General features: G+C 38.9%; 21 protein-coding genes and 1 tRNA gene. 4 read left to right on the forward strand and 18 right to left on the reverse strand.

Going from position 1 to position 21,335, the window contains the following annotated elements; translation table 11 throughout:
* Window positions 1-145 precede the first annotated feature (145 nt).
* Both IGJ03_RS09285 and IGJ03_RS09290 read left to right on the forward strand, forming a co-directional pair.
* On the forward strand, window positions 146-853 hold the full coding sequence (locus IGJ03_RS09285; protein ID WP_002379698.1) for an AzlC family ABC transporter permease: 708 nt from the start codon (window positions 146-148) through the stop codon (window positions 851-853).
* On the forward strand, window positions 840-1,166 hold the full coding sequence (locus tag IGJ03_RS09290; RefSeq protein WP_002398013.1) for an AzlD domain-containing protein: 327 nt from the start codon (window positions 840-842) through the stop codon (window positions 1,164-1,166). Before IGJ03_RS09285 ends, IGJ03_RS09290 begins: the two co-directional genes overlap by 14 nt.
* Before the next feature lie 48 nt (window positions 1,167-1,214).
* Here the strand turns inward: IGJ03_RS09290 and IGJ03_RS09295 are convergent.
* Window positions 1,215-1,287: transfer RNA gene (locus tag IGJ03_RS09295), tRNA-Thr, on the reverse strand.
* 158 nt (window positions 1,288-1,445) lie between these two features.
* Here IGJ03_RS09295 and IGJ03_RS09300 point away from each other — a divergent pair.
* On the forward strand, window positions 1,446-1,682 hold the full coding sequence (locus tag IGJ03_RS09300) for a hypothetical protein (RefSeq protein WP_002381528.1): 237 nt from the start codon (window positions 1,446-1,448) through the stop codon (window positions 1,680-1,682).
* A gap of 73 nt (window positions 1,683-1,755) precedes the next feature.
* Here the strand turns inward: IGJ03_RS09300 and IGJ03_RS09305 are convergent, their stop codons facing one another.
* The 8 genes from IGJ03_RS09305 to IGJ03_RS09340 all read right to left on the reverse strand — a co-directional run bounded on the left by IGJ03_RS09305 (window position 1,756) and on the right by IGJ03_RS09340 (window position 9,514).
* Window positions 1,756-2,028, reverse strand: a complete 273-nt coding sequence (locus IGJ03_RS09305; RefSeq protein ID WP_002356625.1) for a membrane protein — start codon at window positions 2,026-2,028, stop codon at window positions 1,756-1,758.
* A 105-nt stretch (window positions 2,029-2,133) separates the two neighbouring features.
* Window positions 2,134-2,763 carry a uracil phosphoribosyltransferase gene (gene upp, locus IGJ03_RS09310; RefSeq protein ID WP_002356624.1) on the reverse strand — a complete coding sequence of 210 codons (630 nt, stop codon included), beginning with the start codon at window positions 2,761-2,763 and terminating at the stop codon, window positions 2,134-2,136.
* 131 nt (window positions 2,764-2,894) lie between these two features.
* Window positions 2,895-4,133 carry a serine hydroxymethyltransferase gene (gene glyA, locus IGJ03_RS09315; RefSeq protein ID WP_002356623.1) on the reverse strand — a complete coding sequence of 413 codons (1,239 nt, stop codon included), beginning with the start codon at window positions 4,131-4,133 and terminating at the stop codon, window positions 2,895-2,897.
* 75 nt (window positions 4,134-4,208) lie between these two features.
* A complete protein-coding gene (locus IGJ03_RS09320) occupies window positions 4,209-5,231 on the reverse strand; it encodes an L-threonylcarbamoyladenylate synthase (RefSeq protein WP_002356622.1) in 1,023 nt (340 codons plus the stop codon).
* A 43-nt stretch (window positions 5,232-5,274) separates the two neighbouring features.
* Window positions 5,275-6,108, reverse strand: coding sequence for a peptide chain release factor N(5)-glutamine methyltransferase (prmC, locus tag IGJ03_RS09325; RefSeq protein WP_002379699.1), 834 nt, complete (start codon window positions 6,106-6,108; stop codon window positions 5,275-5,277).
* Window positions 6,101-7,174, reverse strand: a complete 1,074-nt coding sequence (gene prfA / locus IGJ03_RS09330; protein ID WP_375804585.1) for a peptide chain release factor 1 — start codon at window positions 7,172-7,174, stop codon at window positions 6,101-6,103. Before prfA ends, prmC begins: the two co-directional genes overlap by 8 nt.
* 11 nt (window positions 7,175-7,185) lie before the next feature.
* Window positions 7,186-7,770, reverse strand: a complete 585-nt coding sequence (locus IGJ03_RS09335; RefSeq protein ID WP_002356618.1) for a thymidine kinase — start codon at window positions 7,768-7,770, stop codon at window positions 7,186-7,188.
* A 226-nt stretch (window positions 7,771-7,996) separates the two neighbouring features.
* Entirely contained in the window at window positions 7,997-9,514 is a 1,518-nt protein-coding gene (locus tag IGJ03_RS09340) for a flavocytochrome c (RefSeq protein ID WP_002356617.1), read from the reverse strand.
* Window positions 9,515-9,883: 369 nt separating this feature from the next.
* Here IGJ03_RS09340 and IGJ03_RS09345 point away from each other — a divergent pair, with 369 nt between their 5' ends.
* The gene (locus IGJ03_RS09345; protein WP_002385738.1) at window positions 9,884-11,299 is read left to right on the forward strand and encodes a Ktr system potassium uptake protein D; all 1,416 of its coding nucleotides are present in this window, start codon (window positions 9,884-9,886) and stop codon (window positions 11,297-11,299) included.
* Between the two features lie 35 nt (window positions 11,300-11,334).
* On the opposite strand, the gene nifJ is transcribed toward IGJ03_RS09345, so the two are convergent.
* From nifJ to selD, 9 genes are all read right to left on the reverse strand, one after another.
* Window positions 11,335-14,868, reverse strand: coding sequence for a pyruvate:ferredoxin (flavodoxin) oxidoreductase (gene nifJ, locus IGJ03_RS09350; protein ID WP_375804584.1), 3,534 nt, complete (start codon window positions 14,866-14,868; stop codon window positions 11,335-11,337).
* 20 nt (window positions 14,869-14,888) lie between these two features.
* Entirely contained in the window at window positions 14,889-16,307 is a 1,419-nt protein-coding gene (gene gltA, locus IGJ03_RS09355) for an NADPH-dependent glutamate synthase (protein ID WP_002379701.1), read from the reverse strand.
* Entirely contained in the window at window positions 16,300-17,157 is an 858-nt protein-coding gene (locus IGJ03_RS09360; protein ID WP_002379702.1) for a sulfide/dihydroorotate dehydrogenase-like FAD/NAD-binding protein, read from the reverse strand. Before IGJ03_RS09360 ends, gltA begins: the two co-directional genes overlap by 8 nt.
* A 37-nt stretch (window positions 17,158-17,194) precedes the next feature.
* Window positions 17,195-17,659: a flavodoxin gene (locus tag IGJ03_RS09365; protein ID WP_002382673.1), complete on the reverse strand. Its 465-nt coding sequence runs from the start codon at window positions 17,657-17,659 to the stop codon at window positions 17,195-17,197.
* Between the two features lie 235 nt (window positions 17,660-17,894).
* Window positions 17,895-18,725, reverse strand: coding sequence for a selenium-dependent molybdenum cofactor biosynthesis protein YqeB (gene yqeB / locus IGJ03_RS09370; RefSeq protein WP_002379704.1), 831 nt, complete (start codon window positions 18,723-18,725; stop codon window positions 17,895-17,897).
* Window positions 18,689-19,444 (reverse strand): selenium cofactor biosynthesis protein YqeC, encoded by a 756-nt coding sequence (gene yqeC, locus IGJ03_RS09375; protein WP_002379706.1) that lies wholly within the window; start codon window positions 19,442-19,444, stop codon window positions 18,689-18,691. Before yqeC ends, yqeB begins: the two co-directional genes overlap by 37 nt.
* Window positions 19,432-19,689, reverse strand: coding sequence for a DUF3343 domain-containing protein (locus tag IGJ03_RS09380; RefSeq protein ID WP_002356603.1), 258 nt, complete (start codon window positions 19,687-19,689; stop codon window positions 19,432-19,434). Before IGJ03_RS09380 ends, yqeC begins: the two co-directional genes overlap by 13 nt.
* A gap of 20 nt (window positions 19,690-19,709) precedes the next feature.
* On the reverse strand, window positions 19,710-20,297 hold the full coding sequence (gene yedF, locus IGJ03_RS09385; RefSeq protein WP_002356602.1) for a sulfurtransferase-like selenium metabolism protein YedF: 588 nt from the start codon (window positions 20,295-20,297) through the stop codon (window positions 19,710-19,712).
* A 15-nt stretch (window positions 20,298-20,312) separates the two neighbouring features.
* The gene (gene selD / locus IGJ03_RS09390; RefSeq protein ID WP_002359657.1) at window positions 20,313-21,335 is read right to left on the reverse strand and encodes a selenide, water dikinase SelD; all 1,023 of its coding nucleotides are present in this window, start codon (window positions 21,333-21,335) and stop codon (window positions 20,313-20,315) included.

Raw genomic sequence — 21,335 nt, forward strand, 5'->3', positions numbered from 1 at the left:
TGTATTATACAATATATATCTTAGTTGTTCAAAAGGAGTGGTTAATAATGAAAACGCTCATTCGCTCGTTGTGTCTCATTATCGAAGGTCTAGATTTTCATACACACGTGTTTAAATTTTATACAGAAAGAAGGAAAAAAAGAGAATGAACCACCAATTAGATGCACGCACTGGCATTCGTGAAGCCTTGCCAACGGTTTTTGGCTATATTGGTATTGGCATTGCTTTTGGTATCGTAGGACAAGCAGCAGGTTTTTCCCCTCTTATTGTTAGTGCGATGTCGTTTTTTATTTTTGCAGGATCTGCTCAGTTTGTAACAGTTAGTATGTTGACTGGCGGCAGCCCTATCTTATCTATTGTGTTAGCGACTTTCTTAGTAAATGCGCGTATGATTCTTATGGGAATGACCATTGCGCCTTACTTTAAAGCCGAATCTCTCGGTAAAAATCTCTGGTTGGGAACCTTACTGACGGATGAAAGTTTTGCACTAGGAATGAATAAATTAAACCACACCAAAGGACGTTTAAGTTTTGAGTGGTTTAATGCTGCCAATTTGATTTCCTATGCGACTTGGTTTTTTTCGACGATCATCGGTGCCTATCTAGGGCGCTTTATTGCAAATCCTCAAGCATTAGGTCTTGAGTTTGCGGTCGTGGCTATGTTCATTGGTTTACTCTATCTGCAGATAATTAGTGATCGTTCCATGAAAATTGCTTTACAACTCATCATGGTCCTGATTACTTTTGGGTTGATGTCTATTGGTCTAATTTTTATTCCCAGTAATTTAATTGTCTTAGTTGTCACGTTAATCGGTTGTGGAATAGGAGTGATGATAAAACATGCCTTCTTCTGAGTATCTCTTTTTAACAATTTTAGGCTGTACCGTTGCAACCTGGCTTTCAAGAATACTGCCATTTTTACTTTTAAAAAAAATCAGTCTGCCGCAGAAATTATTAGAATATCTAAGTTTTGTTCCCATTGTGATTATGTCCGCCTTATGGTTTAGTAGCTTATTTGAACAAAGAATAGGGCATTTACCAAGCCTCAATCTTCCTTATTTATTCGCTTCATTTCCTACCATTTTAGCCGCAATACTCTCTAAAAACTTATTGATTATTGTACTGGTAGGCATTGCTTCATTTGCACTAATCCAAAATTTCATCTAAAAAAACAGACAGGCACTACCAGATGGTAGTGCCTGTCTGTTTTTTAGATGCCAGCTGCAGGGATCGAACCTGTGACCTACGCGTTACGAGTGCGTTGCTCTACCAACTGAGCTAAGCTGGCCTGAAACAAATCTATTATAGGACTTTCTACTTTATTTGTAAAGTCTGTTTGTTATTTATTTATACAAAATCTCTTTAAAATAAGCCAAATAGCGACTTTACAAACTTTTTTCTGAAAATGTGGTATAATAGAGATATCAAGAAAGGATGGTTTTTTGTATGTCAAATTTTAATGGTATGGTTACTCCTGTTGTTCCATCGGATGCTGGTAAGGATTTCGCCGTTGACACCCATGTTACTTTTCTTGTTCACGGACAGCCACAAACAGGCGTTGTTACGAAACAATTAAAAAATGCCGCTGTCGTCGAAATTGACGAAACGCAAAAAAACAATCACTTAATGGTGCATAGCAATGGTGTGATTGTTATTAATTACAAACAATTGAAAAAGATTTAATTCTTCAAGCGTGGGAAATTTCCCCCGCTCTTTTTTATGTACAGAATTGGAATACTTTCCAATTCGTCGGAAACTATAATGCTGTAATAAAAGCAAAAAAACCAAAAATAATTCCGGGAACATTAGCAAAAATAATGGACTTATCTCGTGTTTCTCCATCGTCTCCATATAACCCATGAATCGTCCAAAAAATACAATTAATCATTGCCACTAATGGTTGCGTCGGATTGCCTTTTTCCCCATGTAAATTTCCATAAATTTGTGGAATATATGAAACATACATCAAAACTGACATCACACTAGCAATCACAGCGATAGCGTGTAAGACTTTTTTATTCTTTTTCATAGCTCCTCCTTTGTTTTTTTATTTTTTATTATACACCTAGAAAAGTTCTTTAAGCAAAAGAAAACCGTTAGTAACCATAATCGGTTATCTAACGGTTTTTTGTTATTATTTTGTTCCGAATAAACGGTCACCAGCATCCCCTAAACCAGGAACGATATAGCCGTCTTCGTTTAAGCGCTCATCTAAAGCTGCTGTATAAATATCTACATCTGGGTGCGCTTCTTGTAAAGCTTTCACACCTTCTGGAACGGCCACTAGACATACAAATTTAATGTTGCTAGCACCACGTTCTTTTAATGAATCGATGGCCATAATTGCGGAACCACCTGTTGCTAGCATTGGGTCAACAACAAATAATTGACGACTTGCAATGTCTTCAGGTAATTTCACGAAGTATTCATGTGGTTGCAACGTTTCTTCATCACGGTAAAGTCCAACGTGTCCAACTTTCGCTGCTGGAATTAATTCTAAAATCCCATCAACCATGCCAATGCCGGCACGTAAAATAGGAATGATTGCTACTTTTTTCCCTGAAAGTGTTTTTTGTGTTGATTTACCCATCGGTGTTTCGATGACAACATCCTCTAAAGGCATATCCCGTGATACTTCATAAGCCATTAACATAGCAATTTCGTTGACAACTTCGCGGAAAACCTTTGTCCCACAGTTCTTTTCGCGAATCATTGTTAGTTTGTGTTGAATTAGCGGATGATCAATTACTTGAAATTTTCCCATATCTATTCTCCTTCATTATTTTATTCTTTCTTATTGTAAAACAAAAGAGCCTAGGACACAAGTTGAATTCCTTAAATCCTAAGCTCCGACTCTTATTTGTACAGAGAATCGCGCTTCAGCTATCCCTGATGTTAGTTATATAATGGATATTTTTTAGTTAGCGCTGCTACAGCTGCTTTGACTTCATCATGAACTGCTGTATTTTCTGGATCTTTTAAGACTTGAACGATTAATTTAGCAACTTCTACCGCATCTTCTTCTTTAAAACCACGTGAAGTAATCGCAGGCGTTCCAATACGGATACCACTTGTTTTAAATGGACTTAATTGTTCAAACGGAATTGAATTTTTATTGACAGTAATATTTACACTATCTAAAATAGCTTCTGCTTCTTTTCCATTTAAACCAAAACCTGTCACTTCAATCAGTAATAAGTGGTTGTCTGTTGCCCCACTAATTAAACGAGCTTCTGGCGCTTGATTGAAAACTTTCGTCATCGCTTGCGCATTTGCAATCACTTGCTGACTATATTCAGCAAAACTTGGATCCAATGCTTCTTTAAAAGCTGCGGCTTTTCCGGCAATCACATGTTCCAACGGGCCACCTTGAATGCCTGGGAAAATACTACTATTTACTTTTTTCGCCAATTCTTCGCTATTTGTCAAAATTAAACCGCCACGAGGACCACGCAATGTTTTATGGGTCGTACTTGTTACGATATCAGCATACGGAACTGGATTTGGGTGCAACCCTGAAGCTACCAAGCCTGCAATATGCGCCATATCAACCATTAACTTGGCATCTACTTCATCAGCGATTTCACGGAAACGTTTGAAGTCAATCGTTCGTGAATACGCACTTGCGCCTGCAACGATTAGTTTTGGACGATGTTCTCTTGCTAAAATTCGCACGACATCGTAATCGATTACTTCTGTTGAAGGATCCACTCCATAACTGACAAAATTATAGGTTTTGCCACTAAAGTTAACGGGCGAACCATGTGTTAAGTGACCACCAGCTGATAAATCCATCCCCAAAATGGTATCACCTGGTTCAACCAATGAAAGGTATGCCGCTGTATTGGCTTGAGAACCTGAATGGGCTTGTACATTCGCGAATTTTGCACCAAATAATTCTTTGGCACGATCGATAGCTAAATTTTCTACGATATCGATAAATTCACAACCACCATAGTACCGTTTGCCAGGGTAACCTTCTGCGTATTTATTCGTTAAAATACTTCCTTGGGCAGCCATAACTGCTTTTGACACAACATTCTCAGATGCGATTAGTTCCAAGTTATTTTCTTGGCGCTCTTCTTCTCTTGCAATTGCATTCCATAAATCTGGGTCATACGTTTTGTAATCCATTCAAACAACACTCCATTTTGTTTTCTTTTGTCTGATTGTATCATACTTCTGTGTCAGCTTCGTTACAAATACCTCTTATTTTTCAAAAAATTTTTGATTGGCTGATTTTTTCAAGCGATTCATGTAAGCAGTGCCTAAACCAGTTTCTGCAAATCCTTGTGCAAAAATCGTGGTAGCTCCTTGCTCATCTAACGCTCTTAACCCTGCAAATAGTTCTTTTGTGGCATTTTCAACCGTTTCTGCACCATAAGAATAAACAAACGCATTTTCTGTATCTAGTTGTGCTGCCTGTTCATCACTTAAAAATAAGCCGATTTTTTCCTGTTGTTCTTTTGCTTGCTGAATCGCCGCTTGCCATTCTGCTGTTTGACCGCTTATAATCCAAACTTCCGCATCAGGAGAATAGTGTTTGTATTTCATCCCTGGCGCTTTGGGTGCTGCAGTTTCACTAATCAAATGTGTATCGATTTTCACTTGAGGAATAATGCTTTCCAACTGCTCTTTGGTAATTGCTCCTGGTCGTAAAATAACTGGCACACCATCTTCCGCCGTTAAATCCAAGACCGTTGATTCCACCCCAATCTGCGTTGGGCCATCATCTAATATGGCAGCAATTTTCCCCTGCAAATCATGATAAACATGCTCTGCAGATGTTGGACTAGGCTTGCCAGAAGTGTTCGCACTTGGTCCGACCAACGGAACATTGGCTTGTTCAATCAAAGCTAAGGTCGCTTGGTTATCTGGCATACGAAAAGCGACTGTCTCTAAACCACCTGTTACTGTTTTAGAAAATGTATCGCTAGGCACATTAAAAATTAAAGTTAATGGTCCCGGCCAAAAGGCAGACACCAATTTTGTAGCGACTTCTGGTAAGGTCGCCACGTATTTTTTGACCATCTCAACGTTGTTCACATGAACAATCAATGGATTATCACTGGGGCGGCCTTTTACTTGGTAAACTTTTTTTACTGCCGCTTCATTTAAGGCATCGGCACCTAAGCCATAAACAGTTTCTGTTGGAAAAGCCACTAGCTCGCCTGCTTGAATGGCTGCTGCTGCTTGGGCTATTTCTTGTTTGGTTAATTTTTTTGTTTCCATTGCAAATCGCTCCTTCTAGAAAAGTGGCGACGAAGAACCTTAGTTACTCGGCTATCGCGAGGCGATCGTTGCCAGATAAATCTTTTTCAATTTTAATTGTTTTTTGTGGATAGGCGGCGCTCAATAATTCTTGGAGGGCCGCGCCTTGTTGAAACCCTATTTCAAAATAAATTTTACCGTCTGCTTTAAGCATCGTTTGACTTTCATGAATTAATTGTTGGTATAAAGCCAAACCGTTATTTTCAGCGAATAAAGCGGTTTTAGGTTCATACGTTCGGACACTTGCATCCATTAAATACCATTCTTGTTCACTAATATAGGGCGGATTAGAAATAAGCAGATCAATTTTTTCAGAAGCAACTGGCTGTAAGCCATTCCCATGATAAAATTCGATGCCAGCACCTAATGCTTGCGCGTTTTGTTTAGCGACAGTCAACGCTTCCTCTGAAAGATCAATGGCAATAACTCGCCAGTTGGGCCGTGCCAGTTTCAAGCTAACCGCAATGGCACCTGTCCCTGTTCCGACATCCACGACCGTCAAAGGAGTATCTGGATTGGCTTTTAAGCAACGCTCGACTAATTCTTCTGTTTCTGGCCTAGGAATCAAAGTATGTTCATTAACAATAAAGGAATGTCCATAAAATTCAGCTTGTCCTAGTAAATATTGTGCTGGGTAATCTGTCAATAATTGGGCTAAATCCGTTTTTAATTGTTCCTCTTCTTCTTGGGGCATTTCTTCTTGCATATGCAGGAGCCACTGCGTTTTATCCCAACCTTTACGTTCTAAAAAAACATAGTGAATAGCGTAGCCTTCTTTGCCTTGCGCCTCTAAAAAAGAAGAAGCCCAGTTAAGGACTTCAAAGTAACGTTTAGCCATTTTGCATCTCTTCTAATTTCGATGTTTGATCATATAAGACTAATGCATCAATGATTTCATCTAATTTGCCAGCAAGAATCTGGTCTAGTTTTTGGATGGTTAAACCGATACGATGATCCGTTACTCGATTTTGCGGGAAGTTATACGTTCTGATTCGTTCTGAACGATCTCCGGTCCCCACCGCCGATTTACGGTTAGCATCATATTCACTTTGTGCTTCTTGTTGAATTTGGTCATACACACGAGCACGCAAAACTTTCATTGCTTTTTCACGGTTTTTTAGCTGTGAACGTTCATCTTGCATTGCGACTACGATTCCTGTTGGTAAATGGGTTAATCGAACAGCCGAAGCGGTTTTATTGACGTGCTGTCCACCAGCGCCACTTGCATGATAAATATCGACACGGATATCTTTATCAGCTAATTCGATTTCGACTTCTTCCGCTTCCGGCATAACTACAACGGTTGCTGTCGATGTATGAATCCGTCCTTGTGATTCTGTTGAAGGAACTCGTTGCACGCGGTGAGCGCCACTTTCATATTTTAATTTTGAAAAGACGTTATCTCCTGAAATCATCATAATTACTTCTTTATATCCACCGATTCCAGTGACGTTCGCTTCTAAAACTTCCGCTTTCCACCCTTGTGTTTCTGCATATTTTTGGTACATATTAAATAAGTCGCCAGCAAAAAGTGCGGCTTCATCGCCACCGGCTGCACCACGGATTTCCATGATGATGTTTTTATCATCATTTGGATCTTTTGGTAATAATAAAATTTTAATGCGGTCTTCTAACACTTCTTTTTCTTTTTTCAAATCAGAAAGTTCTTCTTTCGCCATTTCGGCCATTTCCGCATCTAAGTTTTCACTTAAAAGTTCTTCGGCATCGCTAATCCCTTCAACAACTTGTTTATATCGGCGATAAACCTCAACCGTCTCACGTGTATTAGCTTCTTCCTTCGATAATTCCATGAAACGTTTTGTATCACTAATGACTGCTGGGTCACTTAATAATTCGCCCAATTCCTCATAGCGATCTTCAATAGATTGTAATTGATCGTACATAGTGTCTCTCCTTACTGTTCTTCATTCACTGTTTTTGGATGAAAATAATGTTTGCGACAAACAGGATAGTAGGCTTCATTCCCACCAATTTGGACTTGATCCCCTTCATAAACGGGTTTGCCATCAATATAGTGCAAGTTCATAGTTGCTTTTTTATGACAGAACCAGCAAATCGTTTTTAATTCTTCTAATTTGTCTGCATATAAAAGTAAATACTTTGAGCCTTCAAATAATTCATTTCTAAAATCATTCTTTAGCCCAAATGCCATTACTGGAATATCTAATTCGTCAACAATTCGTGCAAATTCAATGACATGATGCTTGTTTAAAAATTGACATTCATCGACTAATACGCAAAAAGGTTTGTAAGACAAATCATTAATCAAGTCAAAGACATTGGTTTCTTCAAAAATTGGAATAGCATCTCTGCGTAATCCGATGCGACTGGATACTTTCCCAACACCATCACGTGTATCTAGTCCACTGGTCATCAAAACAACTGGTTTGTCTTGTTCTTCGTAATTGTGTGCTACTTTTAAGATTTCAATGGTTTTACCACTGTTCATTGCGCCATACTTGAAAAATAATTGAGCCATGTTCACTACACCTTTCCGTTAGTTCCTTACGTATTTTACTATATTTTCAGCAAAAAAGCAGTATTTTTAGCTAAAATGGTCGTGCATTTTTCTGAAAAAAACAGAATCTACGCCAAAGTCATTTTAGTAGGGCTATTTATACTCCAACTAATGATCCTGCTAGTATGCAATAAAAAAGCCCGAAATTGTAGTTATTTGACTACAATTTCAGACTTTTTAATGCTAGTTATTTTTGAGCAGAGGCAAATTCTGCTGATTGCGTACCTGCTTGACGACCATAAATGATAATATCGGCGATTGCATTGCCTCCGATACGGTTTTGACCATGTAAGCCACCTGTTAATTCACCAGCAGCATATAGACCTTTAATTGGTGTGCCATCTTCACGTAAAACTTCTGTTTTCGTGTTGATTTTCACGCCACCCATTGTGTGGTGAATCCCTGGTGCAATTTTAATTGCGTAGTAAGGGGCTGTGCTTAAGTCAGCTTCCATTCCAGTTGTCCGGCCAAATTGTTTGTCATCTTTGGCATTAACATCTTGGTTCCAAGTATCAATCGTTGCTTTCAATGTATCGGCAGGCATGCCAATTTTTTCAGCTAATTCTTCAATCGTTTCACCTTTTTCCACGAAACCTTTTTGATCATAGAAATCAATGGCTTTTGCACGGTCGCGAACGCCTTGGTCAAAGACTAAATAAGCTGATTTTTCTGGTAAGGCATTGATTGCTGCAGAAACTTTGTCGCGTGTATCTAACTCATTAACAAAACGTTCTCCTTTTTGAGAAGCCAAGATTGCGCCTTCTCCACGAACTGCTTCACCAATTAAGAAAGCATCGCTTTGTTGAACAGTTGGGTGAATTTGAATTTCTTTCATATCCACTAACGCACCGCCAACTTTTTGAATCATTTGGATACCGTCACCTGTTGTGCCTTCTTGGTTCGTTGTAACATAGTTTTTCAATTCTGGTTTGTATTGTGTAATTAATTTTTCGTTGGCACCGAAACCACCTGTTGTGACAACGACTGCTTTTGCTTTAACTGTTTTTTCTTTATCATCTTTCATTTTCACTTTTACGCCATCGATTTGACCGTTTTCTTCAACTAAGTCTGTGACGTCAGCATCAACAAACAATGGAATTTTTTCTTCGCGAACGTTACGTACTAAACCGTCAACTAGATAGCCCCCAATTGCTGATCCGTCAGCAGGTCGGTGTGTGCGTTTTTCGCTCATTCCACCTGTAATCGTTAAATTGCTCAATGTAATTCCTTTTGTATCTAACCAATCAATTGCTTCAGCTGAATGATCAACAAAATAACGTAGTAATTCTTGATCGTTGGTTCCTTTACCGCCTTTTAGTGTTTCTTCAAAGAATTTATCGTTGCTATCTTTAATGCCTTCTTTTTCTTGGAATTTTGTTTGTGAAGCATTCATTCCTGAAGACGATTTAATTGTATTCCCACCTGCAACAGGCATTTTTTCTAAAATAACTGGATTCATGCCAGCTTCTTTGGCTTGTAATGCAGCGGTCATCCCCGCACCACCTGAACCAACAATAACAACATCATAACTGTCTTTTAGTTCACTTGGATCTGTATAACCATTAGCAGAGGCACCAGATGTTGCTTCTGTTTTTTCAGAAGACGCTTTTGTTTTACCAGCGGCTTTTTCTTGATCGCTTGTACAACCTGTTGCTGCACCTAATAATAACCCTAGGGAAAGAACTCCCATTAACACTTTTTTCATTGTTTTCCCACCTTATAAACTATTGATTTCTACCAACACAATTTCTTATTTTTCATTTGAATAAAAATAACAGTTTGTTACATAAAGTGAACACATTCACATATCAACCGAAATAAAAAAGCTACCACTACTTTTTAAAGTTGTATCGTTAGACAAACTGACCAATTATTAATAAGTTGTTTGGGGAACAACCTATTTTTCTATTCTTTCATAAAATATCATGTTCTCGCTTGTTTGTGGATGTTTTCCAATTATTTCTAACGAATTTCTTATTTTTATTTGTCATTTCAAGGATTTTCTGGCAGAATTATTCGTTTGAGGCGAAAAGTTTTGGTATACTTAGTTTAATTAGAATTGGGAGGTTATCTAGTGAACCATACACGTTTGCTGTGGCTGGCACAGCGAAAAAGCGATCGATTTATTCGCAAAAATTTTTCATCTATTCAAATCATCGTCGCTTATTACATATTAATGACGGTTATTTCTTATTTATTGTTTTGCCTCCCTATTTTCAGAGAACCTGACTCGCATGTTCCTTTTATTGATTTATTTTTCTTAGCAATCAGTACAGTCAGTGTTACTGGACTCACCACAGTCGATATTAATTCGGTTTTTAATGATCGTGGGATCGTCTTATTGGAGGTTCTTTTCCAAGTTGGTGGCTTAGGGATTATGATGATTTCAACGGTCTTTTTTATTTTATCAAAACGGCGAATCACATTAAAGCAACGTCAGTTAATTATGACTGACATGAATCAGCCGCGACTGAGCGGAATTGTTCGACTGATCCGCACCACTTTTTTGATTTTAATTTGGTTCCAAGTAATCTTCGGCTCGCTCTTTTCGCTTTATTTTTATATAAGTGGTTATTATACGAACTGGCGAGATGCGATATTTTATGGATTTTATCAAGCTATTTCTGCAGTGACTAATTCAGGCTTTGATATTTCAGGTGATTCAATTATTCCTTTTGCTCATGATTATCTCTTTTTACTGGCAATTATGTTCTTGATTTTTATCGGCGGGATTGGATTTCCCGTTTTACTGGAAATTCATGAGTGGTTACATTTTAAGAAAAAGAACTTTCGTAAGAAGAAACGAGGCTTGCCTTTCCGCTTCTCATTGTTTAGTAAAATTGCTTTGCTAGCGTTTATTGTTCTGTTTATTGGTGGGACTATTTTGATTTACTTATTAGAAAAAGATCACCTATTTTTGACAATGAATGAAAGTGGCCGTTGGGTAAGTTCGATGTTTTATTCGATGACTACACGAAACGCTGGCCTCCAAATTAATGATTTAGGGGACTTCCAAATTACAACGTTGATTATTTTCTCTGTGTTAATGTTTATTGGTTGTAGTCCTAGCTCTGTTGGTGGTGGTGTTCGAACAACGACTGTTGCGATTATTGGCTTGTATTTGTTAGCCTTTTTAAAAAGTGAAGATGATATTAGCGTCTTTAGCCGTAAAATAGATGACGATGATGTCAAAAAATCGATTGTCGTCTTCATGTTATCTTTGATTATGTGCTTTTTCGCTGTCGTCTTTTTGTCAGCCACTGAAAATCTGCCCTTGATTTCAATCATTGTGGAAGTCGCTTCTGCCTTTGGGACAACCGGTCTTTCTTTGGGCATTACAGACGATTTAACAACAGTAGGTAAATTAATGATTGCCTTATTAATGTTTATTGGACGTATTGGTATGCTTTATACCTTAATGATTTTTGTACCAAAAGAAACACGTGACTTAGGCTACGAATACCCTTCAGAAAAAATTATTATTGGATAAAAAAACAAAGCCTCTCAAGTAAGAGGCTTTGTTTTTTATTTTTTCATGTGTGTGACTAGTTTGTTATAACTTTCAGAGCGTTCAATTGCATCTTCTTTAGTTTTATCAAGTAAATGTTCGACTACTTCTTGATTCTGTTTAATTGTATGCAACGCAGAGTAACGTGTTTGTTTTTCAAGGAAATCACGCATTTTGTCAAAATCTGTTTTCTTGTAGTCAATGACCATCGGATCTTTGCCTTTCTTAACTAACTCTGGATTATAGCGATAAAGTGGCCAATAGCCAGATTCAACGGCTTCTTTGGCTTGATCTAACGTCCGAACCATTCCGCCTTTGACCCCGTGATTAATACATGGGGTATAACCGATGATAATTGATGGGCCTGGGTACCGCTCCGCTTCGTCAATTGCTTTAATCGTTTGCATTGAGTTTGCGCCTAAAGCCACTTGTGCAACATAGACATTCCCATAAGTGATTGCCATCATCCCTAAATCTTTTTTAGAGGTATGTTTCCCACCCGCTGAGAATTTGGCAATGGCTGAAGCTGGTGTAGCTTTAGATGTTTGTCCGCCTGTATTGGCATACACTTCGTTATCCATAACAAAAATATTAACATCTTCCCCACTGGCAAGAACATGATCAATGCCGCTAAACCCGATATCATAGGCCCAACCATCGCCGCCGACAATCCATTGACTCGTTTTCACTAGTAAATCTTTTTGTTCGTAAATTTTTGTTAAAAGTGGATCTTCATCGGCTTCTTCACTTAATGCTGCCGCTAGTTTGGTGGCTCGCTGTTGTGTTCCTTCCCCTTCAGCCATGTGTTCCAACCAATCATTTAACAAGGCTTGAAGTGAATCTGATCCGACGTTTTTAGCAAGACTTTCTTCAACCAGACTAGCTAAATGTTGACGTTTCGTTCGATTGGCAATATACATACCATAACCATATTCCGCATTATCTTCAAACAGCGAATTACTCCAAGCTGGTCCTTGGCCACATTCGTTCGTTGTATAAGGCGTCACCGGTGACGAACCACCCCAAATTGATGAACAGCCTGTTGCGTTAGCAATCATCATTCGATCACCAAATAATTGCGTCAACAACTTAATATAAGGTGTTTCGCCACAGCCTTCACAAGCACCTGAAAATTCCATCAATGGCTGGTTAAATTGGGAACCTTTAACAGAAAGTTTTTTGACTGGGTTGGTTTTTTGTTTAAGAGTCATCGCAAAGGCCCAATTCATCGCTTGCTCTTTCTGAGTTTCATAAGGTTTCATTAAAATCGCCTTGTCTTTCACGGGACATGCCTGAACACAAAGACCACAACCTGTACAGTCTTCTAAAGAAACTTGGATACGATACATCAACCCATCTGTGCCACGCATTTCGCGCATGGCAAAACCTGCAGGTGCTTCTTTCAGTTCTTCTTCATCCGCTAAAAACGGTCGAATAGCCGCATGTGGACAAACAAAGGCACATTCATTACACATCGTACACTTATCCATTTGCCACTCAGGCACTTCTAACGCAATGCCACGTTTTTCATAAGCCGCAGTGCCCATAGGAATGGCACCGCCCTTCATTCCGTTTTCAATCAAATCTGAAACGGTCAGCTGATCCCCTTCTTGACGATTGATTGGTTCTAAAATATTTGTCACAAAAGCTGGAGCTTCCGACTCTTGATTTTCTGGCTCTAAAACAATGGTTGCCCAATCTTCTGGAACTACAATTTCTTGCAGCGATTCAAAGGTAGCATCAATCGCTTGGTAATTTTTTTCAACAATTTCCATTGATTTTTTTCCATAAGTCTTTTTCACTTCTTCTTTAAGTAACGGTAAATATTGCTCTTTCGTTAAAATATCTGTTACTTCAAAAAAGGCAGTAGACATCACTGTATTGATCCGACGGCCTAAGCCTACTTTGCGAGCTAACTCAACCGCATTGATAATATAAAATTTGATTTGGTGCTCCCCAATATATTTTTTTAACTTAGCCGGTAATAAACGATGAATCTTTTCTTGATCCCAAATAGTATTCAGTAAAAACGTTCCGCCATCTTTTAAACCTTTTAACAGGTCGTATTTATGCAAATAGGAAGCATTATGACAAGCGATGAAATCTGCTTGTTCAATTAAATACGTGGAAGTAATTGGCTCTTTACCAAAACGCAGATGCGAAACGGTTAAACCGCCTGATTTTTTAGAATCATAACTAAAGTAAGCTTGTGCATAAAGGTCGGTATGATCTCCGATAATTTTAATCGCTTGCTTGTTTGCTCCCACAGTTCCGTCAGAACCAAAGCCCCAAAATTTTGCTTGGAAGGTAGTATCTGGCGTTAAATCTAAAGTAGGTTCTTCTGGCAATGATTGATAGGTTACATCGTCAACGATCCCTACCGTAAAGCGTTGTTTTAATTCTTTAAATGGCAATAACAAATGATCATAGATCGCTTTAATTTGATTAGGCGCTACGTCTTTAGAGCCTAACCCATAACGTCCACCAATCACAATTGGTCGATTTTCATGTTGATAAAGAGCGCTTTGAACATCTAGCAATAACGGTTCCCCTTCGGCTCCTGATTCTTTTGTTCGATCTAGAACAGCAACCTTTTCTACTGTAGCTGGTAATTTTTCAAGAAGATTTTCGGTAGGAAATGGACGATATAAATGAATATTGATAAAACCAACTTTGCGTCCTTGTTGATTGAGATAATCGACTGTTTGTTTGATTACTGGTGAAGCCGACCCCATTGAAATAATGACTTCTGTTGCATCTTCAACCCCATAATAATCGGTTAAATCATACGTTGTTCCACGAAGATTGTTAATTTTTTTCATGTATTTTTGAACAATTTTTGGCATTTCTTCGTAATTTTTATTGACTGTTTCTCTTTGTTGAAAATGAATGTCAGGATTTTGAGCGGTCCCTGAAACAGTGGGATGATTAGGATTCATGCCTCCCATTCTAAAACGAGTTACAGCTTCCTGATTCACCATTTCTTTCAGGTCATCATAATCAATCACTTCGATTTTTTGTAGTTCATGGCTCGTTCTAAAACCATCAAAAAAGTTTACAAAAGGTAAACTACCTTCTAAGCTAGCTAAATGAGCAACTGCCGACAAATCCATTACTTCTTGGACACTCGATTCTGCTAACATACAAAAACCTGTTTGGCGGGTAGCCATCACATCGCCATGATCACCAAAAATACTCAACGCACTTGTCGTTACTGCCCGAGCCGCTACGTGGAACACAGAAGGCAGCAATTCTCCTGCGATTTTATACATATTGGGAATCATCAACAGTAAACCTTGTGAAGCAGTATAAGTAGTGGTTAACGCACCTGTTTTTAACGAACCATGAACTACTCCCGCTGCCCCAGCTTCTGATTGCATTTCAATAACTTGAACTTTTTGACCATAAATATTTTTTAAACCACTTTCCGCCCATTCATCTACCAACTCAGCCATTGTTGAACTTGGTGTGATAGGATAAATAGCGGCAACTTCTGTAAACGCATATGAAATATAAGCCGCTGCGGTGTTTCCATCCATTGTTTTTTTCATTTTTTCACCTTTTATCTTTCCTAAACATTGCTTGTGACTGTTGTTTTTTGTGTTTTGACATACTGATCAATTGCATTAGCTGCGATTTTCCCAGCGCCCATCGCTAAAATAACGGTGGCAGCACCTGTGACTATGTCGCCCCCAGCAAAAATGCCAGGTATTGAGGTTGCTCCTGTTTTAGGATCAGCCTGAATGTACCCCCATTGATTTAGTTCTATTTCTGAATATGTTGATAACAAGACTCGATTTGCCCCTTGGCCAATTGCCTCGATTACTGCATCAGCAGGAATGGTAAACGTGCTGTTTGGAATTGGTTCTGGCCGTCGTCTTCCAGACGCATCTGGTTCACCTAAAACCATTTTGACACATTCAACACCGGCTAGATTTCCTTGTTGGTCATCTAAATAAGCAATTGGATTCGTTAACCAATAATAGTTAATTCCTTCTTCAAGGGAATGGTGGTATTCTTCAATTCTTGCTGGTAATTCTTCTAACGAACGACGATACACAATGTTCACATTTTCAGCGCCTAATCGTTTGGCTGAACGAGCGGCATCCATTGCAACATTCCCGCCGCCAATCACAACAACATTTTTAGCACGTTTAATCGGTGTATCATATTCTGGAAACTCATAGCTATGCATTAAATTGATTCGTGTTAAAAATTCACTAGAAGAATAAACCCCATTTAAGCTAGTCCCTGGGATTCCCATAAAGTTTGGTGCCCCTGCACCAACCGATAGATAACAGGCATCAAACTCTGTCATTATTTCTTCCATCGTAATCGTTTTACCTACTACCACATTGGTTTCTATTGTTACACCTAAGGCTTCAATACTCGCAATTTCCTGTTTAACAATTTTTTTCGGTAATCGAAATTCAGGTATACCATAGGTTAATACGCCGCCAGCTTCATGAAGCGCTTCAAAAATAATTACTTCGTAACCGAGCTTTGCCAAATCCCCCGCAACCGTTAACCCAGAAGGACCAGAACCGACCACTGCGATTTTCCCTTTTGTTGGTTCCGCTGTTTTTTTAGGAAACATGTGATTTTCTAATGCCCAATCGGCAACTAAACGTTCTAATTTGCCAATTGCCACTGGTTCAAAGTTTTTGGCTTTCCCTAATTTACAAACTTGTTCACATTGTTTCTCTTGCGGACAAACGCGTCCACAAATAGCAGGTAAATTCGTATATTTACTTAAAATATTGGCTGCTTGTTCCATGTTTCCTTCACGAATAGCTAAAATAAATCCAGGAATATCAATCATCACGGGGCATTTAGCAATACAAGGTGCATTTTTACATTGTAAACAGCGAATCGCTTCTTCTTGCCCTTCTGCTAATGTATAGCCTAAGCAAACCTCTTCAAAATTATTCTTTCTGATAGTAGGTGCTTGTTCCGCAATCGGTGTTTTTATACGACTTTTTCTAGCCATTTTTCTTCACCTGCTCTTTCAAACGATCTGTAAAGCAAACTGCTTCTTCTTCCTGATATTGCTTCATTCGATTAATGAATTCATCCCAATTTACTTCATTGCCTTTAAACTCAGGTCCATCAACACAGGCAAATTTCATAGTGCCATCAACAGTGACCCGACAACCGCCACACATGCCTGTTCCGTCAATCATAATAGGATTCAAGGAAACATAAATTGGTAATTGATGTTTTTCAGCTGTCAAGGTACAAAATTTCATCATGATGCTGGGCCCAATCGCCCAACTGCACGCTACAGATTCACGTGCAATAACTTCTTCCATCGCTTCTGTTACTAAGCCCTTTTTACCTAATGAACCATCATCCGTTGTAATGATTAGTTCATCCGAATAACGACGGCATTCTTCTTGTAACAGAACTAACTGAGCTGTTCGTGCCCCCAAAATCGTAATCACTCGGTTGCCTACTTCTTTTAAAGCCTTGATAATTGGATAAATAGCCGCGATACCAACCCCGCCACCGACAACCATCACCGTTCCATATTGCTTCACTTCTGTGGGCATACCTAAAGGTCCAGTGATATCCAACAAAGAGTCGGAAGTTTTAAGTTGGGAAAGTGCAGCTGTTGTCTTACCAATTACTTGGAAAATAATTCGAATACTGCCTGCTTGTGGATTTGTCTCCGCAATCGTTAAGGGGATCCGTTCTCCCTTTTCGTCAATTCTTAAAATAACAAACTGTCCAGCCTGAGCATGTGTCGCTATTCTTGGCGCTTCCAGCCAAAAATCAAATGTATTACTAGATAATTGAGTCGATTGAAGAATATTAAACATTGAAATACCTACCTTCATCATTCCTTTTCATTCTGACTCCTACTTTCTTAAACCCTTAGGCAACGCTATCAGATAAAGTTGTGGCGACACTTTTAACAAATGTTTTTAGCATTTCGATGTCTTCTTCTTCTGCATTGTTTTCAATTTCAACTGTTTCAGCTACTTTTTTAGCACCAGCTTTTTCAAAAGCTCCTACAAAATCATGCGCTGATTTACAGAAAAATTCACCATATTCACGATCACCAGAGCCAACAACACCAAATGGCTTACCTGCTAAATCCTTTTCAGTTAATTCATCAAAGAAATCTTCAAATTCAAAAGGCAGTTCCCCATCACCATAAGTATACGTTGCGATAATACAAGCATCTGCATCATCAAAGAAGTCTACATCAACTTCTGAACACTCTTCACGTTCTACTTCAACTCCAGCTTCTTGAAACTGTTCTTCCAAAATCTCGGAAATTTCTTCTGTGTTTCCAGTCATACTTGCATAAACAATTTTTACTAGTGCCATCTTCATTCATTTCCTTTCTTTTTCCTAAATATTTCAATGCATTCAAATGCAATTGTAACCCCTTACATTAATTCTTAAAAAAATAACTTTTACAAATGATTTTATTCACAAACTAATCTAACTAAGTATGTACTCTTCCCCTTTCGAGATAGAGTATTTTTTACTACGTCTTTACTATACCACATTCCAAATCTTTTTAACAATATTTTTAAGGTAAAAAAAATATTATTTAGGTTCTTTTTTATAAAACGTTTTTTCTTCTTCCAATCATAAAAATTGCTTCTAAAACCGCTCCCCCTAATGCACGAGCTTTGTCGGAGATCGTCAAGCAATCGACTTTCTCAACTGGTCGAGGATCTACATCTGCACACTTCAACCCTTGATAACAGGTTACCTTTTCTGAAATCAATCCTCTCAAAGTCCCTGTCAGAGGCGAATAAACTGGAACCTGATCGATAAAGAATAATGCTTCCCCTTTCAACACGAGATCCCCTATGTTTTTAAGGTGGGTAACTTGTCCTGAAGCAGGGGCATGGACAACTCGTTCCGCACTTTTTCCGCCAATTTCACCTGGAATACCTGTATTAGGTAAAGCTGTTCCTTCAAAGTATAAACGTCCCAACCTATGGCCACGCATTGTCTCAATCACAACATCGACATCTTGCGGTGCTGAAAAGCCTGGTCCTAAAGCAATCGTAATCGGTGCCATGCCTCGATGCGTACCTAAATTTTTCTTAGCCAAAATCGCATCGATAACAATCAGTGGTTTCAATTGTTGAATAGCACTTGCTGTTTGATCGACAAAAACAGGCAGCTTATTTTGCTGCCAACATTTCGCGCAATCCTTTAATGAAGTAATTCGAACAGCAACCAAATCTTCCACTCTTTGTTCTTTCTGGAAAATAGCATCACAAACTGAAACAGTCCGCCGAATGGCCAAAGGACATTCTGTTTCTAATACTAGTATTTTAAAGCCAACGTGCCATAATTTTTGGATAACACCTGTCGCTAGATCGCCTCCTCCGCGAACAATCACTAATTTTTCTTGGATGTTTTGACTGATTTCTCCCATAAAATAAGTCCTTTCTCTAATTCCATATTGCAAGCAATAATTTTGTCTAATTTTTCAAAACAGCTTTTGGGTAATTGAAGACAGACATTCATCGCTTGAACGAACTCTCTTCGCGTATGGGTTTGATTTAAACACAGAATTCGTTTTCCTTGGCTCTCTTTAAACAATCCTTTTGGATGAGCAATCAGTTGAGCTAACAATGTTTCTGTGATTGGTTCTTGTTGTTGCGCATCGGTTAATTCCAAAAAAAGCGGCAACCGATGAATGGTCGTTTCATCTATCTTTTGACCAATCACAGAAATCGGAAGCACACCAATTGTGGTGGTTGTTTCTTTTAATATCACGGGTTCATAAGAGGACCAGCCTTTCAAAGGTCGTTGTTTGGACCCATCCGCTTCTAAAAAAACTTTCGTGAAGTACTGAAACAATGTTTGAAACGAGGTCATTGCAGGCATCGTTAGTTTTGTTTGGTTGTTGATAGCGGTTCCTGCTAAAGTGATTCCGCAGATATTCGGCGTTATTTTTTCAAAATGGTTTGTATAAAAATAATCATACAATTGACGTTGGGGAAACCCAATTTTTGTGGTTGTACTAACCAGAACAGCTTCTTTTCGATATGTTTTTGCTAGCGCCCACATTAAGCTTGTTTTCCCACCACTACCAACAATCGACACAATTTCCTTCCCTTGTAAATCAAAACACTTTTTTAAGGACTCCACAGTTGGTACCTCCTTTCCCCAAGGTCATTTTTCACAGAAAAAATAGAGGCTACGCGTACTTTTGCTTCTTCTAAAAAACATACACTGTGAGTTATTTCCGCTTCATTAATGAGTAAACCGATCCCACAGCCATCCGTCAATGATGGTGGCAAAGTAAAGACGCGAACAGCCACCTTTCTTGCCAACAGTACTTGTTCTGCCAGAACAGCATAATGTGTATTCGGAAAGGTTAGCAAATACTCCATCTTTTCACCTTCTTTTTTTGTTAAAGCGTAATTACTTTAGCCGCTTGATTCATTGTTTCAACAATTTCGTACATATTAGTAATAGAGCCGATAGCTAAGGTGTCTGTTAAATGATAAAAATCTAAACAGGCCCCACACGTTTGAATCGTGGTTCCCTTCTCCGCTAATTGTTGCAAATCAGCTAAGGTATTCGCTGCTTGATTCGTTAAAAACGCCCCTCGATTAAAGAATAATAGCTGTGTAGGAACAGTTTCTGCTTCTGATAATGATTGAAGATAACTTTTCATTAATAGTCGTCCTAGCTGCTCGTCTCCAGTACCTAATTGATCGGAGCCAATCGTAATTACTAAATCTGTTGCTGACTGACTTGTTTGTTGAGTCGCTTCTTCAGGTACCGTAATTTTGACAGAGAAAACCGTGGCTTCTATCTGCTTCGCAGTCAAAGTGGCCTGTTTTTTAGTAGCTAATTTTTTTAAATTTTCAATGGCTACTTCGTTATCGACTAATACCTCGATAGTGCCTCCAGCTAAACCTAACTCCGCCAAAGCTTTTTTTGTTTCAATCACAGGTATTGGGCAAGGTTTCCCCAATGCATCTACTAATTTCATATTTGGCCCTCCTCTCTATAAAAGTACTACTGCTTGTTGTTCTTTTGGCAGAACCTCGCCAATAATTTTGGCAACAGGGTCCTCTTTTTGAATAGCTGCTAAACAGGCTGCCGCTTCGTCAGCAGCGACACTAATTAACAGTCCGCCAGAAGTTTGTGGATCAAACAAAAGTTCTTGCATTTCCATAGAAATTTTTGAATAATCGATTGTCGTTCCGATTGTTTGGCGGTTTCTTTGCCCAGCTGCAGTGACTAAACATTCTGCGGCGTAGGCCAACGCTCCTGTAATGGTTGGTAATGCTTCTGTATCAATCAGTAATGTTACCTGATTATCAGCCATTTCTTTTGCATGAATTAATAGACCAAACCCAGTCACGTCAGTACAAGCATGTACTGCGTAGGATCGAGCATTCGCAGCGGCATATTTATTTAAACGTTCCATCGAATCTTGTGCGATTTTTTGTTCCGTCTGCTTCGCCAATTGCCCCCGAACAGCCGCTTGAATAATTCCTACACCTAATGCTTTAGTTAAAATCAAGACATCCCCCACCTGTGGCGTATTATTATGCCACAAATTTTCTGGATGAACTTCTCCGGTTACCGCTAGACCATACTTGGGTTCATGGTCATAAATCGAATGGCCTCCCGCCAGTAAAGCACCCGCTTCCTTTAATTTTAAGCTGCCACCCAAGAGCATTTGTTCCAACCATTCTTTTGACATCTTTTGTGGAAAACAAACAAGATTTAGCGCATAAAGGACTGTTCCGCCCATGGCATAGACATCACTTAAAGCATTAGCGACCGCAATTTTTCCAAATGATAACGGATCATTGACCATTGGTGAAAAAAAATCTACCGTTGAAATCAAAGCTTTTTCAGACGTTATTTGGTAAACAGCGGCGTCGTCGGCATGTTCAAATCCGACGAGTAGCCGCTCATTTGCCGGTGTTTCGGGTAAGTGTTGCAACAATTGGTTCAGTACACGGGATTCAATTTTTGCCCCACAGCCACCTGATGTACATTGTGATAAAAAATCCAT

Origin of the sequence: Enterococcus sp. DIV1315a (assembly GCF_051712325.1) — a bacterium.
Lineage (GTDB): Bacteria > Bacillota > Bacilli > Lactobacillales > Enterococcaceae > Enterococcus > Enterococcus faecalis.

What these genes read in the sequence shown, in the direction of transcription:
- IGJ03_RS09285 (WP_002379698.1), top strand. Translation starts at nt 146, where the DNA reads ATGAACCACCAATTAGATGCACGCACTGGCATTCGTGAAGCCTTGCCA.
- IGJ03_RS09290 (WP_002398013.1), top strand. Translation starts at nt 840, where the DNA reads ATGCCTTCTTCTGAGTATCTCTTTTTAACAATTTTAGGCTGTACCGTT.
- IGJ03_RS09300 (WP_002381528.1), top strand. Translation starts at nt 1,446, where the DNA reads ATGTCAAATTTTAATGGTATGGTTACTCCTGTTGTTCCATCGGATGCT.
- IGJ03_RS09305 (WP_002356625.1), bottom strand. Translation starts at nt 2,028, where the DNA reads ATGAAAAAGAATAAAAAAGTCTTACACGCTATCGCTGTGATTGCTAGT.
- upp (WP_002356624.1), bottom strand. Translation starts at nt 2,763, where the DNA reads ATGGGAAAATTTCAAGTAATTGATCATCCGCTAATTCAACACAAACTA.
- glyA (WP_002356623.1), bottom strand. Translation starts at nt 4,133, where the DNA reads ATGGATTACAAAACGTATGACCCAGATTTATGGAATGCAATTGCAAGA.
- IGJ03_RS09320 (WP_002356622.1), bottom strand. Translation starts at nt 5,231, where the DNA reads ATGGAAACAAAAAAATTAACCAAACAAGAAATAGCCCAAGCAGCAGCA.
- prmC (WP_002379699.1), bottom strand. Translation starts at nt 6,108, where the DNA reads ATGGCTAAACGTTACTTTGAAGTCCTTAACTGGGCTTCTTCTTTTTTA.
- prfA (WP_375804585.1), bottom strand. Translation starts at nt 7,174, where the DNA reads ATGTACGATCAATTACAATCTATTGAAGATCGCTATGAGGAATTGGGC.
- IGJ03_RS09335 (WP_002356618.1), bottom strand. Translation starts at nt 7,770, where the DNA reads ATGGCTCAATTATTTTTCAAGTATGGCGCAATGAACAGTGGTAAAACC.
- IGJ03_RS09340 (WP_002356617.1), bottom strand. Translation starts at nt 9,514, where the DNA reads ATGAAAAAAGTGTTAATGGGAGTTCTTTCCCTAGGGTTATTATTAGGT.
- nifJ (WP_375804584.1), bottom strand. Translation starts at nt 14,868, where the DNA reads ATGAAAAAAACAATGGATGGAAACACCGCAGCGGCTTATATTTCATAT.
- gltA (WP_002379701.1), bottom strand. Translation starts at nt 16,307, where the DNA reads ATGGCTAGAAAAAGTCGTATAAAAACACCGATTGCGGAACAAGCACCT.
- IGJ03_RS09360 (WP_002379702.1), bottom strand. Translation starts at nt 17,157, where the DNA reads ATGAAGGTAGGTATTTCAATGTTTAATATTCTTCAATCGACTCAATTA.
- IGJ03_RS09365 (WP_002382673.1), bottom strand. Translation starts at nt 17,659, where the DNA reads ATGAAGATGGCACTAGTAAAAATTGTTTATGCAAGTATGACTGGAAAC.
- yqeB (WP_002379704.1), bottom strand. Translation starts at nt 18,725, where the DNA reads ATGGGAGAAATCAGTCAAAACATCCAAGAAAAATTAGTGATTGTTCGC.
- IGJ03_RS09380 (WP_002356603.1), bottom strand. Translation starts at nt 19,689, where the DNA reads ATGGAGTATTTGCTAACCTTTCCGAATACACATTATGCTGTTCTGGCA.
- yedF (WP_002356602.1), bottom strand. Translation starts at nt 20,297, where the DNA reads ATGAAATTAGTAGATGCATTGGGGAAACCTTGCCCAATACCTGTGATT.
- selD (WP_002359657.1), bottom strand. Translation starts at nt 21,335, where the DNA reads ATGGATTTTTTATCACAATGTACATCAGGTGGCTGTGGGGCAAAAATT.